Origin of the sequence: Frateuria sp., from assembly GCF_035695185.1 — a bacterium.
In the GTDB taxonomy this organism is placed as follows: domain Bacteria; phylum Pseudomonadota; class Gammaproteobacteria; order Xanthomonadales; family Rhodanobacteraceae; genus Frateuria_A.
This window is the reverse complement of record NZ_DASSES010000121.1, coordinates 1-12,538: the sequence shown is the minus strand read 5'-3', so window position 1 is coordinate 12,538 and position 12,538 is coordinate 1. Positions and strand designations below refer to the sequence as shown.

Here is a 12,538-nt window from a genome sequence, read left to right as displayed (position 1 = left end):
GTCGGCCGGTATCCTTGCCGGCTCCGCGGAAGCGCGGAACACATCCGGAGAGATGCCCGAGAGGCCGAAGGGGCTCCCCTGCTAAGGGAGTATAGGGTCAAAAGCCTTATCGAGGGTTCGAATCCCTCTCTCTCCGCCATATACGCGAAGCGCCCCGTTCGGGGCGCTTCGCGTATATGGCCTCGCCATCCGGCCGGCGCGACGACCCGGCGGTATTTGACGATTCGCCGGTCCGTTTGGAGTCGCCCATCATCTTTTGCCGCGGCTGCTGCGCGGAACAGTGCCACAGCGTGACCAACGGCTTCGCCGTCAGTGCGTCGCTTGCTTCTTTTCGAGGGCTCAGGCGCGCATGGATCAGGCGGCCCTCCCGGCATCCTGCAGGCGTTCTCCCATGGCTGCGCACTGCGCCCTGTCTTGGGTCGCCCAAAGGTACGGATTCGACATCCCCGGAAAGGGACATGCGCCGTCGCGCCAGGACCTGCCCGGTCGGCGCAGTTCACGGCTCTTGCACTGGATCTCCTCCTGCGCAGGCGCTGCGAGGAGGGCGGCGATGTCGACCGTAGCCAGCGGTTCCAGGGAACCGAAGCCGGCGACCGCCGTGTGGTTTCCCGCCAGCGTGCACTCCACCGACGACGGCTACAGGTGCCGCGGCAGGCGGTGGAGCCCCCGTGGCGGACGGGCGGTCAGTCGCCTGCGTCGGGACGCTCGCGCACCGGATGCTTGCTCAGCTTGCGCTGCAGCGTGCGGCGATGCATGCCCAGGCGCCGGGCGGTTTCGGAGATGTTTCCATCGCACTCGGTGAGCACGCGCTGGATGTGTTCCCACTCCAGCCGACGCAGGGCGAGCGGCGCCTCGGGAGCTTCCGGCGGCTCGTCATCGATGGCCGACGGGCCTTCGCCCTCGAGCAATGCGCGCACTACCGCGTCCGCATCGACCGGCTTGGCCAGATAGTCGTGCGCACCGCGCTTGATCGCTTCCACGGCGGTGGCGATGGAGGCGTAGCCGGTCAGCAGCAGGATGCGCATTTCCGGCACCAGCGCGTGCAAGTCGGAGATCAGCTTCAGTCCGTTCTCCTCGCCCAGCTTGAGATCCAGCACGCAATAGCGGGGCTGGTGGCGGCGGGCCAGGATGCGTGCCTCGTCGGCGCGGGTGGCACCGATCGCCTCGAAGCCGCGCGAGCCCAATGCGCGCGACAGCACGCGGACGAAGGTGGCGTCGTCGTCGACGATCAGGAGCTGGCGGGGAGCGTTGGCGTCGGTCATGGGGCATGGTGTCGGAGGCGGAAGCGACATTCTTGCCCGAGCGCGCCGCGGTTGCACGCGTTCAGCCCGCGCCGATCACCGCCAGCGGCAGGCGCAGGCGCACTTGCGCACCTCGCCCGGTATTGTTTGCGGTCAGCTCGCCGTCGAGGCGCTCGGCGGTGGCTTCGGCCAGCGCCAGGCCCAGTCCAAGCCCGCCCTGCTTGCCAGTGCGGCCAAGTTCACCCAGTTCGGCGGCGCTGTCGAAACCCGGGCCCTGGTCGCGCACCGCCAGCTCCAGCCACCCATGCTCGCAGCGGATATGCAGCTCGACCTCGTCGGAGCCGGAGGACCTGGAGGCATCGGCCGCGTTGTTCAGCAGGTTGATCAGCGCATGGCGCAGGCCCGCCGGGACGCGCAACACACGCCCGGCGGCGGCGTCGGGCAGGTCGAGCGTTAGTTCGGCCTCGGGGCGCAGCAACTGGAAGCGCTCCAGGCAGCCGTGCACGAACGCCTGCACCGTCATCCGCTCGGCCTCCTGCGACAGTTGCGCCTGGCCGAAGGCCACCATCTCGCGGAGGATGGTGCGGCAACGGTCGACCTGCTCCTGCAACAGTGCGAGGTCCTCTTCTAGCAAGGCATCCTGGGCATGCTCGCGGCGCAGCTCGGGCAGCAGCGTGCGCATGGTCGCCAGTGGCGTGTTCAGTTCGTGCGCGGCGCCGGCGGCCTGGGTGGCAATCGCAAGGATGCCCTCATCACGCAGTGCGCGTTCGCGCACCCGCTGCACTTCCAACTGCTGCGCGCGCAGCGCGCTGGCCAGCCGGTTGATGAAGAACCCCAGCAGCAGCGCCATGATCACGAAGTTCACGCCCATGCCGAGGATGTGCAGGGGAAACCCGCCGCCCTGCATCGGCAGCGGCAGCGGCACGTAGCGATAGAGCAGCAAGAGGTAGGCGACGCCGGCCAGCGCGGCCACGGCCAGGACCGCAGGCACCGACAGCGCGGCCGCGGCCAGCGCGATCGGCACCAGCAGCAGGGTCACGAACGGATTGCTGGCGCCGCCGGTGAAGTAGAGCAGGTAGCCGAGCACCAGCGTGTCGATCGCGACGTGCAGGATGGTTTCCCACTCGCGCACCGGCCAGGGCTGGCCGAGCCGCCAGGCGGCGAACACGGCGAATACCGCCAGTGCGCCGATGCCGGTCAGCAGTGGCAGCAGCGGAATGGCCAGGTGCATCCACAGCGCGCAGACCAGCACCGCCACGCTTTGTCCGGCGATCGCGCAAAGGCGCAACCAGGCAAGCGTGCGCGTGAGCGCGAAGGGACCGATGCGGCGGCTGGCGTGCCGGTGTGGCATGGCGCAAGGAAAGGCGCCGCGGTGGTCCGCGGCGCCGTGGGGGTCAGCCCGGCAGTTCCCAGCCTTCCTCGCTGCGCACCGGCGGCAGCGGATCGGCCGCGGCGGCGTGCTCGGCGTGGCTGTTGGAGAGCTTCTTCATCAGCGGCAGCACCGCCACGGCGATCGCCGTGCAGCCGACGCCCACCCAGCCGAGCTTGGTGAACAGGCTGGTATAGATCTGCAGCGACTGCACCGGATCGGTGAGGCCTTCGGGAATGTGCGCGAAGTTGGCCACCACGCTGCCCAGGTACTGCGAGATGCCCGAGGCGACGTAGTAGGCGCCCATCATGAAGCCACCCATGCGGGCCGGCACGTAGCGGGCGATCATGGCCAGGCCGAGGCCGGACACCAGCAGCTCGCCCAGCGAATACAGGCCATAGCCCCAGACCATGGTCCAGGAGGACACCTGGCCGGCGACCGCCCAGTGCGCACCCACGCCGTAGATGAAGAAGCCGGCGGCGACCGCTGCAAAGCCCCAGGCGAACTTGGCGGCCACGGACGGGTCCTTGCCCAGGCGGCCCAGCGAGTTGTAGATGAACACCAGCACGGGGCTGAGCAGCACGATCCAGATGGCGTTGAGGTTCTGGTACTGCTCCGGGATCCACGTGAACAGGTGCAGGCCGAACACGCTGAAGTCCAGGTTCACGTTGTGCTGCGCGAACAGGTTCAGCGAGGTGGACATCTGCTGGTAGAAGATGAAGAAGAAGATGGTCTGCACCGTCAGCACCAGTGCGGCCACCAGGCCGGCGCGCTCGCTGCGTTCGCTGGAGCGGATCAGGTGGATGAAGATGCCGAGGATGACCACGCCCGCGGCATACACGCAGACCCGCGCCACCGTCTGGCTCTGCAGGATGAAGGCCGACACGAACACCATGCCGATGGCGGCCAGGATCACCGCGCCGAAGCGGGCAAGGTTGAACGGCCTCTGGTCGGGAGCCGAGCCGATGTGGCGCAGCGTGCGGCTCATCAGGACGTAGTTGATCAGGCCCAGCAACAGGCCGATGGCACAGATGCCGAAGGCGGTGTGCCAGCCCCAGGCGTCGCCGTAGCGCTCGCCGACGTAGTCGCGCACCCACGGCGTGAGCGTCATCGAGATCATCGAACCGACGTTCACCGCCATGTAGTAGATCGTGAAGGCGCTATCGATCTTGGTGTCGTCGCCTTCGTAGATCTTGCGCACGAGGTTGCCGGCGTTGGGCTTGAAGAAGCCGTTGCCGACGATGATCACGCCGAGCGCCACGTACAGCAGGTAGGCATTGTCGGTGGGAATCCACAGCATCGCGTAGCCCAGCCCGAGCACCACCGCACCGGTCAGCATGGTGCGGCGGGTACCGATCAGCTTGTCGCCGACCCAGCCGCCGATGGCGGGCGTGGCGTAGATCAGCGCGGCCGCGGCGCCCCACACCAGGTTGGCGTGGGTGTCGATGAAGCCGAGCTTCTTCATCATGTAGGTAACCATCAGCACCTGCATGCCGTAGAAGCCGAAGCGCTCCCACATTTCGATCAGGAACACGGTGCTGAAGGATCGCGTTTGCGATACGGGTGGATTCTGGATTGCCATGGAATTTCCGAGCGGATGAACACTGACGGCCGCGGCGCGGCCTGCTCTGCAACCCTGAACCGGGCTACAACCACCCGAGGGTAACCCATCCGTCCGGCGCGTAACGCTGCACTGCGGCATGCCGTCCCGCAACGGGGGCTGTGGCATGATGGCGCGCTTGCCGCCGGCCGATCGCGAGTAGCCGCCCATGTCGACAGCCCCGTCCCCGCAGCCCTGCGCCTTCGCTACCTTGCGGAAGGACGGCTGAGACCATGGCCGCCGAAGGCTTCCGCGGACCGCGGCAACTCTGGAACGCACTGCGCTGGTCGATGAAGGGGTTGCGCGCGGGCTGGCGTCACGAGGCGTCGTTCCGCTTCGAGGTCTGCCTGGCCGTGGTGGTGATCCCGCTGGGGCTCTACCTGGGCGAGGGCGCGCTGGAGAAGCTGGCGTTGGTGTTGCCGATGTTCCTGGTGCTTTCGGCCGAGTTGCTCAACTCGGCGATCGAGGCGGTGGTGGACAAGGTCAGCCCCGAGTTCCACGAACTTGCCGGGCGCGCCAAGGACATGGGCTCGGCGTCGGTCTTCGTCCTGCTGGTTTTCATGGCGTTGAGCTGGGCGCTGGTCGTCGGTCCCCGGCTGCCTGCGATCCTGGGCACCTAGGCCGGAACCGGGCCACCCGATGTCGCGGCGAAGCCCACGGCAGGCCGCGAGGAGGCAGGTCCTCCGGTTCGTTGACGCTGGCCTGAGCGTGCGCCTACGCTGGTGATCCCGCCATCCGGAGTGCCGCCATGAAGACCCTTCGCGTGATCGTGCTGTCGCTGCTCGCCGTGTTGCTCAGCGGCTGCGGCTACAACGCCATCCAGCGCCAGGACGAGGCGGTGAAGGCCGCCTGGTCGGAGGTGCTCAACCAGTACCAGCGTCGTGCCGACCTGGTGCCGAACCTGGTCAACACGGTCAAGGGTTATGCCCAGCACGAAGAGCGTGTGCTTACCGAGGTGACCAATGCACGGGCCCGCGTGGGCAGCGTGCGGATCACTCCGGACATGATCAACGACGCGCAGAAGCTCAAGCAGTTCCAGCAGGCGCAGGGCGAGCTGTCCAGCGCGCTGTCCCGCTTGATGGTGGTCAGCGAGCGCTATCCCGACCTGAAGGCCAATGGCCTGTTCCAGAACCTGCAGGCGCAGCTGGAAGGCACCGAGAACCGCATCACCGTCGCGCGCAATCGCTACGTGCAGTCGGTGCAGCAGTACAACTCGATGATCCGCACCTTCCCCAACAACCTCACGGCGAAGATGTTCGGCTACCAGGTCAAGCCCAACTTCACCGTGGAAAACGAGAAGGCGATCTCCACCGCTCCGACGGTGGACTTCGGCACGCAGCCGCCGGCGCCGGCCAGCTCGGCAGCGCACTGACATGGCCTTTCGCCTGCGGCGGCTGGCGTGGTTGCTGCTCGGCCTGTGGCTCCTGGCGGCATCGGGCGCGCAGGCCGCGGCGGTGCCAACGCTCACGCGTCACGCCACCGACCTGACCGGCACGCTCAGCGCGCAGCAGGTCGATCAGCTCGATGCGGAGCTGGTGGCGCTGGAAAAGCGCAAGGGCGCGCAACTGGTCGTGCTGATGATCGGCAGCACCGGCGAGCAGGACATCGAGAGCTATTCGCTGGCGGTGGCCGAGCAGAACAAGGTCGGCCGCAAGGGCACCGACGACGGCGTGCTGCTGCTGGTCGCCAAGGACGACCGGCGGGTGCGCATCGAGGTCGGCTACGGCCTGGAGGGCGCCATTCCCGACGCTGCCACGGCGCGCATCATTCGCGAGTACATCGCCCCGAAATTCCGCGAGGGTGACTACTACGGCGGCATCCACGATGCCGTGGGCGCACTGACGCTGCTGATCGACGGCGAGCCGCTGCCGCCGCCGGTGCAGGGCGCGCCACGCGAGCACCGCGGAATCGGCTTGCACCAGGCGTTGTTCATCGGCATCTTCATCGCGTTCTTCCTGCGCAACCTGCTGGGACGCGCCAACCTGTTCGTGCGCACGCCGCTGGGCGCCGGAATCACCGGGGTCGTGTTGTGGCTGGTTGCGGCCAGCCTGGGCGCGGCCGTGCTCGGTGCGATCATCGGTGGCCTCTTCATGTTGCTGCCCGGCGGCGGCGGCCGCTCGATCGGGCGTGGTGGCTGGGGCGGCTGGGGTGGCTTCGGAGGAGGCGGCTTCGGAGGGGGCGGATTCGGCGGCGGTGGCTTTGGCGGCGGCAGTGGCGGCGGCTTCAGCGGCGGTGGTGGCAGCTTCGGCGGCGGCGGTTCTTCGGGGAGCTGGTAGATGAGGCTCGTGCAGCGATTACTCGCCAATCTGTTCGGTGGCTGGTTCCAGTTGCGCCAGCGCTTCCCCGCCATGCTGCTGGACGAGTTGGCCGATGCGGTCACCGTCGGCGAGCGCAGCCATCTGGGCGAAGTCCGCTTCGCGGTCGAGTCGCGCCTGACCGTACGAGCCGTGCTGGCCGGCCTGGACGCGCAGGCCCGGGCACGGCAGGTATTTGCGCAGCTTCGGGTCTGGGACACCGAGGACAACTGTGGCGTACTGGTGTACCTCCTGTTGTCGGAGCAGCGCATCGAGATCGTTGCCGACCGGGGCATCGCCCGCCGGGTGGCGCAGGCGCAGTGGGATGGCGTGTGTGCGCTCATGCGCGACCACTTTGCCGCTGGCCGCTGGCGCGAGGGCAGCCTGGGTGGCCTGGCGGCCATCAATGCCCTCCTGCACGAGCACTTTCCGGCCGGCGACAGGGAAAACCCGGACGAACTGCCGGACCGGCCCGTGCTCCTCTGAGCGGGAGTGTCTGCTCGGGCGGGCTGCAGCTGCCCGTAGCGGATGCGACAGGTGCGGCTGCAGGACACGCGATCCGCTTGCTCCGCCTTCGCGACCGTTTCGGTCCACGCCGCACCGGCCCGGGCCGGCGTGCGACCCAAGGGTCTGCGCCGGTCGGGCGTGCCCGGCTACACTTGGCCTTTACCCATCCATCGCGCGCCATGACCCAGCCCTACACCGTCCACTTCGATCCGGTCGCCTTCCATCTCGGGCCAGTGCAGGTGCACTGGTACGGCCTGATGTACCTGCTGGGCTTCCTGGGCGCGGGCGTGCTGGGTGAGCGGCGGCGGAAGCAGGGCCGGTTGCCGGTGAGCCGCGACGCGCTGAGCGACCTGGCCTTCTATGCGATGTTGGGCATCATCGTCGGCGGGCGGGTGTGGTACATGCTGTTCTACTACGCCGGCGGCCTGCACTGGATCTGGACCGACCCGCTGGCGCTGTTCAAGGTGTGGGACGGCGGCATGAGCTTCCACGGCGGCCTGGTCGGCGTGCTGGTGGCGGCATGGTGGTGGTCGCGGCGGCACCGGCTGCATTTCTTCGACACCATGGACTTCGTGGCGCCGCTGGTCCCGCTGGGCCTGGGTCTGGGGCGGCTCGGAAATTTCATCAATGGCGAGCTTTGGGGCAAGCCCGGCAGCGTGCCGTGGGCGATGATTTTCCCCAACGCCAAGCTGGAAGACGTGCAGCTGGCGCGTGACCAGCCAGCGTTGGCGCAGCAGCTGGCACAGTTCGGCGGCATTCCGCGGCACCCATCCCAGCTGTACGAAATGGCGCTGGAGGGTCTGGTGATGTTCGCGGTGCTGTGGCTGGTGTCGATGAAGCCGCGTCCGCGGTACCTGGTGTCCGGGCTGTTCGCGTTGATGTACGGCTGCTTCCGCTTCGCGGTGGAATTCGTGCGCGTGCCCGATCCGCAGCTGGGCTACCTGGCCTGGGGCTGGCTGACGATGGGCCAGGTGCAGTCGCTGCCGCTGATCGTGATCGGGCTGGTGCTGGTGGCGATGTCGCGGCGCGCGCCGACCCTGGTGCCCGTGGCGCACTGAAGCGTCCGGTCCGGGCGCGCTGCAGGAGCGCAAACCGTATGCGACCGGGCCTCCCGGTCGCGCACAGCGGCGCTCCTGCGGGGTTGCGGGTCAGAAGTTGTTGTCGCCGCCGATCAGGTCGCCCAGGCCGCCGAGCAGCGAACCTTCGCCGCGGCGCTGGCCGCCCCCCTGCGGCGCGGCCGCCAGCATGCGGCCGGCCATGCGCGAGAACGGCAGCGACTGCAGCCACACCTTGCCGGGGCCGGTCAGTGTGGCGAGGAACACGCCCTCACCGCCGAACAGCATGCTCTTGATCCCGCCGACCGGGCGCACGTCCATGCTGACCGAGTCGTGGAACGCGACCACGCAGCCGGTGTCCACGTCCAGCCGTTCGCCCGGCTTGAGCTCGCGCTCGACCACGGTGCCGCCGGCGTGCACGAACACCCAGCCGTCGCCCTCGAGCTTCTGCATGATGAAGCCCTCGCCGCCGAACAGGCCGGTGAGGATCTTGCGCTGGAAATAGATGCCCAGCTGCACGCCGCGCGCACCGGCCAGGAACGAATCCTTCTGGCAGATCAGCCGGCCGCCGTGCTCGGAGAGCTTCATCGCCATCACCGTGCCGGGATAGGGCGCGGCGAAGGCGACCCTGGCCTTGCCGCTGCCGGTGTGGGTGAACACGGTGGTGAACAGGCTTTCGCCGGTGATCACGCGCTTGCCCGCCGACATCAGCTTCCCCATCAGGCCGCCGCTCTGGCTGGCGCTGGAGCCATCGCCGAATACGGTGTCCATCTGCACCGCCGATTCCTTGTACATCAGCGAACCGGCTTCGGCGATGGCGCTCTCGCCCGGGTCGAGCTCGACCTCCACGAACTGCATGTCGCTGCCGACGATGCGGTAGTCGACCTCGTCGGAGGCGCCGTAGCGGCCGGCCGGCGGGGGCGGCGGCGCCACAGCCAGCGCGCTGGAGGGCTGGAACACGCTGTGGATCGGCCGCCATTCGCCGAAGCCTTCCTTCCAGCAGTAGCCGTCGGGGCGGCTGCGCGCCTGCTCGCGGGCGGCATCGTCGTCCAGCGGGCCGATGCGTTCGTTGTTGCCGTAGCTGAAGTACCACTGCGTCATGTTGGCCGTCCCTTGGTGGAAGGGCTCGAGTCTAGGCCGGCGCGAGGCGCCAGGGGGAGTGACGGATGTCACCGGGTGTGTAGGCCTCCATCCGGCACGGGGAGCCCCGGCACCGTAGAATCACCCTCATGCGCGCCTACCTCGACCTGCTCGATCACGTGCTTCACCACGGCACCGAAAAAACCGACCGCACCGGCACGGGCACGAAGAGCGTGTTCGGCTGGCAGATGCGCTTCGACCTCGCCAGGGGCTTTCCCCTGGTCACCACCAAGAAGGTGCACTGGAAGTCAGTGGTGCATGAACTGATCTGGTTCCTGCGTGGCGACACCAACATTGCCTACCTGAAGGAACACGGCGTCAGCATCTGGGACGAGTGGGCCGATGCGCAGGGCAACCTGGGTCCCGTCTATGGCCAGCAGTGGCGCGCCTGGCCCACCGCCGATGGCGGCACCGTCGACCAGATCCGCTGGGTGGTGGACGAGATCCGGCGCAACCCGGACTCGCGCCGCCTGATCGTCAGCGCCTGGAACGTGGGCGAGCTACCGAAGATGGCGCTGATGCCCTGCCACACGCTGTTCCAGTTCTACGTCGCTGACGGCAAGCTTTCCTGCCAGTTGTACCAGCGCTCGGGGGACATTTTCCTGGGTGTGCCGTTCAACATCGCCAGCTACGCGCTGCTGACCCACATGGTGGCGCACGTGTGCGGGCTGGGGGTGGGCGATTTCGTGCACACGCTGGGCGATGCGCACCTGTACAGCAACCACCTCGAGCAGGCGCGGCTGCAACTGAGCCGCGAGCCGCGGCCGTTGCCCCGCGTGGTGCTCAACACGGACGTGCGGGCGCTGGAGGACTTCCGCTTCGAGGACATTGCGCTGGAGGGGTACTCCCCGCACCCGGCCATAAAGGCGCCCGTGGCGGTGTAAGGCGCGCCGCGACCGGCCTACGTCTCGCGCGCCAGCAATCCCCGCAACGCCGGGTTCTCGCGCAGTTCCGCAAACGGCACCACCGGCGCCGGTCGCTCGGCCGGCGCCTGCAGGGTCTTCTGCCAAACCCCCACGTCCCACCAGCGGTCCAGCTTGTAGCCGCTCTGCCGCCACACGCCCGCCGGTGTGAACCCCATCGCCTCGTGCAGGCGCACGCTCGGCTCGCCCGGCAAGGTGATCACGCCGACTGCCTGGTTCATGCCCTGCAGGCGCATGGCCTCGAGCAGCACGCCGTACAGCCGCGGTGCGATGCCCTTGCGCCGGGCATCTTCGCGTACGTAGATCGAGGTCTCGGCGATCCAGTCGTAGGCGGCGCGCTCGCGGAAGCGGCTTGCGTAGGCGTAGGCCAGCACCTCGCCTTCCTCCCACACCAGCCAGGGGTACTGCGCCAGGCGCGCGACGATGCGCTCGCCCATCGCCGTCACGCCGGGCAGCGTGGTCTCGAAGGTGGCGACGCCGTGGGTGACCGACGGGGCGTAGATCGCGTGGATCGCCGCGGCGTCGGCGGGGCAGGCGATGCGGATCATGCCGGCCGAACCGTCAAAGCTCGCGCAGGTAGTAGCGGTCGCAGCCATGATGGCCGGTGCCGCCCATTGCCTGGCAGATCGGCGAAAAGCCGCTGCGACGGTACAGCGCCTGTGCCGCATCCATGCCGGTGAGGGTCTCCAGGTAGCAGCGGCGGTAGCCCAGCATGCGTGCCGTGTCCAGGCAGCGCTGCATCATGGCGGTGCCGGCGCCGATGCCACGCGCCTGCGGCAGGAAGTACATCTTGCGCAGCTCGCACACGTCCGCCTCGCCGCCTTCCAGGGGCGCCACGCCGGCGCCGCCGATCACCACGCCGTCGCGCTCGACCACGAAGTAGGCGCAACCGGGCCGTGCATAGGCCTCGGCCATGTGGTCGACCTCCGCGTCATGGATCGCGAAGCCGGGGCCGTCGGCACCGAACGCGGGCATGACCGTACGGATGATCGAGGCCATGGCGGCATCGTCGCGGGGCTCGATGGGGCGGATCAGGAAACTGGAATGCATGGGCTTTCGGTCTGGGGAGTGAGGAACGACTTGGGTTTCAGGCGGCCGTTCGCGCGCGGGTGACCCGGCTGGCCGTCTCCTTGTGCAATTGCGCCGAGAGCCAGGCGCCGGTGGCGACCAGCAGGTCGAGGTCCACGCCGGTGTGCAGGCCCATGCCCTCCAGCATGTAGGCCACGTCCTCGGTGGCTACGTTGCCGGTGGCGCCCCGGGCGTACGGGCAGCCACCGGTGCCGGAGATCGCGCTGTCGACCACGCGCACGCCTTCCTCCAGGCAGCCCAGGATGTTTGCCAGGGCCTGGCCGTAGGTATCGTGGAAGTGCACGGCCAGCGCGTGCATCGGCACCGCCTGTGCCACCGCGCGCAGCATGGCGCGCGCCTTGGCCGGCGTCCCCACGCCGATCGTGTCGCCCAGCGAGACCTCGTAGCAGCCCAGCGCATGCAGCCGCCCGGCCACGCGCACCACATCCGCGACGGGCACGTCCCCCTGGTAAGGGCAGCCGAGCACGGTCGACACGTAGCCGCGCACCGCCACGCCATCGGCCCGGGCGCGCTCGAGCACCGGCACGAAGCGCTCGATCGACTCGTCGATGGAGGCATTGACGTTCTTGCGGTTGAAGGCCTCGCTGGCGGCGGTGAACACGGCGACCTCCTGCGCACCCACGGCCCGCGCACGTTCATACCCTTGCAGGTTGGGTACCAGCACCGGGTAGCGCACGCCGGGCACCTTGCGGATCCCGCTGAACACCTCGGCGGCGTCGGCGAGCTGGGGCACCCACCTGGGACTGACGAAGCTGGTCGCCTCGATGGTGGTCAGGCCGGAGGAGGAGAGCCGGTCGATCAGGGCGATCTTCACCTCCGCCGGCAGCAGGGTCTTTTCGTTCTGCAGGCCGTCGCGGGCGCCGACTTCGACGATCCGGACGGTATCGGCGGGGGCGGTCATGGCGGCTCCAGGTGCGGGGAAGTGCCCACTTTAGCCGGTCGGCCGCCCGGCCAGGACAGATCGCCCGGCAGGCTGGCTTTGCCCCGGACTCCTCCGTATAATCGCCGGTTCGACCCACACGGACGGGTCGTGAACCGATATCGGCAGGACGGAAAGCGTGGCCCTCGGGACCACCGCCGAATCAGTCAGAAACCGGGCAATCAAGCCCACCCAGGAGCATTCCCATGCCCAAGATCAAGACCAACCGGGCGGCCGCGAAGCGTTTTCGCAAGACCGCTTCGGGCAAGTTCAAGGCCGGTCACGCCTTCAAGTCGCACATCCTGACCAAGAAGTCGACCAAGCGTAAGCGCAACCTGCGCGCCACCAACCACGTCAAGGCGTGCGACACCAAGGGTGTGGCTCGCATGTTGCCGTACGTC

14 protein-coding genes and 1 tRNA gene are annotated in these 12,538 nt (G+C 68.4%); 8 read left to right on the top strand and 7 right to left on the bottom strand.

From position 1 onward, the window contains the following. Positions 1-46: 46 nt before the first annotated feature. A tRNA-Ser gene (locus tag VFH59_RS10050) sits at positions 47-139 on the top strand. A 544-nt stretch (positions 140-683) separates the two neighbouring features. Here VFH59_RS10050 and VFH59_RS10045 read toward each other — a convergent pair. From VFH59_RS10045 to VFH59_RS10035, 3 genes are all read right to left on the bottom strand, one after another. After that, positions 684-1,262 carry a response regulator transcription factor gene (locus VFH59_RS10045; protein WP_325164757.1) on the bottom strand — a complete coding sequence of 193 codons (579 nt, stop codon included), beginning with the start codon at positions 1,260-1,262 and terminating at the stop codon, positions 684-686. 61 nt (positions 1,263-1,323) lie between these two features. After that, on the bottom strand, positions 1,324-2,592 hold the full coding sequence (locus VFH59_RS10040; protein ID WP_325164756.1) for an ATP-binding protein: 1,269 nt from the start codon (positions 2,590-2,592) through the stop codon (positions 1,324-1,326). 43 nt (positions 2,593-2,635) lie between these two features. Then, positions 2,636-4,192, bottom strand: coding sequence for an oligopeptide:H+ symporter (locus VFH59_RS10035; RefSeq protein WP_325164755.1), 1,557 nt, complete (start codon positions 4,190-4,192; stop codon positions 2,636-2,638). A 251-nt stretch (positions 4,193-4,443) separates the two neighbouring features. Between VFH59_RS10035 and VFH59_RS10030 the strand changes: the two genes are divergently transcribed. The 5 genes from VFH59_RS10030 to lgt all read left to right on the top strand — a co-directional run bounded on the left by VFH59_RS10030 (position 4,444) and on the right by lgt (position 8,069). Then, complete coding sequence (locus VFH59_RS10030; protein ID WP_325164754.1) at positions 4,444-4,830, top strand: diacylglycerol kinase; 387 nt, start codon at positions 4,444-4,446, stop codon at positions 4,828-4,830. A 128-nt stretch (positions 4,831-4,958) separates the two neighbouring features. Continuing rightward, on the top strand, positions 4,959-5,582 hold the full coding sequence (locus VFH59_RS10025; protein WP_325164753.1) for a LemA family protein: 624 nt from the start codon (positions 4,959-4,961) through the stop codon (positions 5,580-5,582). Position 5,583: 1 nt separating this feature from the next. Continuing rightward, the gene (locus VFH59_RS10020; protein ID WP_325164752.1) at positions 5,584-6,486 is read left to right on the top strand and encodes a TPM domain-containing protein; all 903 of its coding nucleotides are present in this window, start codon (positions 5,584-5,586) and stop codon (positions 6,484-6,486) included. Beyond that, on the top strand, positions 6,487-6,990 hold the full coding sequence (locus VFH59_RS10015) for a TPM domain-containing protein (RefSeq protein WP_325164751.1): 504 nt from the start codon (positions 6,487-6,489) through the stop codon (positions 6,988-6,990). A 200-nt stretch (positions 6,991-7,190) separates the two neighbouring features. Further along, positions 7,191-8,069 carry a prolipoprotein diacylglyceryl transferase gene (gene lgt, locus VFH59_RS10010; RefSeq protein ID WP_325164750.1) on the top strand — a complete coding sequence of 293 codons (879 nt, stop codon included), beginning with the start codon at positions 7,191-7,193 and terminating at the stop codon, positions 8,067-8,069. 90 nt (positions 8,070-8,159) lie between these two features. On the opposite strand, the gene VFH59_RS10005 is transcribed toward lgt, so the two are convergent. Next, on the bottom strand, positions 8,160-9,167 hold the full coding sequence (locus VFH59_RS10005) for a TIGR00266 family protein (protein ID WP_325164749.1): 1,008 nt from the start codon (positions 9,165-9,167) through the stop codon (positions 8,160-8,162). 128 nt (positions 9,168-9,295) lie between these two features. On the opposite strand from VFH59_RS10005, the gene VFH59_RS10000 reads away from it, so the two are divergent. Further along, positions 9,296-10,090, top strand: coding sequence for a thymidylate synthase (locus tag VFH59_RS10000; RefSeq protein WP_325164748.1), 795 nt, complete (start codon positions 9,296-9,298; stop codon positions 10,088-10,090). Positions 10,091-10,107: 17 nt separating this feature from the next. Here the strand turns inward: VFH59_RS10000 and VFH59_RS09995 are convergent, their stop codons facing one another. From VFH59_RS09995 to VFH59_RS09985, 3 genes are read right to left on the bottom strand one after another with little or no spacing between them, the layout of a single operon-like run. Then, entirely contained in the window at positions 10,108-10,677 is a 570-nt protein-coding gene (locus VFH59_RS09995; protein WP_325164747.1) for a GNAT family N-acetyltransferase, read from the bottom strand. 13 nt (positions 10,678-10,690) lie between these two features. Continuing rightward, positions 10,691-11,179 carry a GNAT family N-acetyltransferase gene (locus tag VFH59_RS09990; RefSeq protein WP_325164746.1) on the bottom strand — a complete coding sequence of 163 codons (489 nt, stop codon included), beginning with the start codon at positions 11,177-11,179 and terminating at the stop codon, positions 10,691-10,693. Positions 11,180-11,216: 37 nt separating this feature from the next. Further along, positions 11,217-12,119, bottom strand: a complete 903-nt coding sequence (locus VFH59_RS09985; protein WP_325164745.1) for a hydroxymethylglutaryl-CoA lyase — start codon at positions 12,117-12,119, stop codon at positions 11,217-11,219. 224 nt (positions 12,120-12,343) lie between these two features. Here VFH59_RS09985 and rpmI point away from each other — a divergent pair. Then, a partial coding sequence (gene rpmI / locus VFH59_RS09980) for a 50S ribosomal protein L35 (protein ID WP_026635107.1) occupies positions 12,344-12,538 on the top strand: 195 nt, incomplete at its 3' end.

Coding starts and splice junctions, on each gene's coding strand:
- VFH59_RS10030 (WP_325164754.1), top strand. CDS start 4,444: ATGGCCGCCGAAGGCTTCCGCGGACCGCGGCAACTCTGGAACGCACTG.
- VFH59_RS10020 (WP_325164752.1), top strand. CDS start 5,584: ATGGCCTTTCGCCTGCGGCGGCTGGCGTGGTTGCTGCTCGGCCTGTGG.
- VFH59_RS09990 (WP_325164746.1), bottom strand. CDS start 11,179: ATGCATTCCAGTTTCCTGATCCGCCCCATCGAGCCCCGCGACGATGCC.
- VFH59_RS09995 (WP_325164747.1), bottom strand. CDS start 10,677: ATGATCCGCATCGCCTGCCCCGCCGACGCCGCGGCGATCCACGCGATC.
- lgt (WP_325164750.1), top strand. CDS start 7,191: ATGACCCAGCCCTACACCGTCCACTTCGATCCGGTCGCCTTCCATCTC.
- VFH59_RS10040 (WP_325164756.1), bottom strand. CDS start 2,592: ATGCCACACCGGCACGCCAGCCGCCGCATCGGTCCCTTCGCGCTCACG.
- VFH59_RS10000 (WP_325164748.1), top strand. CDS start 9,296: ATGCGCGCCTACCTCGACCTGCTCGATCACGTGCTTCACCACGGCACC.
- VFH59_RS09985 (WP_325164745.1), bottom strand. CDS start 12,119: ATGACCGCCCCCGCCGATACCGTCCGGATCGTCGAAGTCGGCGCCCGC.
- VFH59_RS10045 (WP_325164757.1), bottom strand. CDS start 1,262: ATGACCGACGCCAACGCTCCCCGCCAGCTCCTGATCGTCGACGACGAC.
- VFH59_RS10025 (WP_325164753.1), top strand. CDS start 4,959: ATGAAGACCCTTCGCGTGATCGTGCTGTCGCTGCTCGCCGTGTTGCTC.
- VFH59_RS10005 (WP_325164749.1), bottom strand. CDS start 9,167: ATGACGCAGTGGTACTTCAGCTACGGCAACAACGAACGCATCGGCCCG.
- VFH59_RS10015 (WP_325164751.1), top strand. CDS start 6,487: ATGAGGCTCGTGCAGCGATTACTCGCCAATCTGTTCGGTGGCTGGTTC.
- VFH59_RS10035 (WP_325164755.1), bottom strand. CDS start 4,192: ATGGCAATCCAGAATCCACCCGTATCGCAAACGCGATCCTTCAGCACC.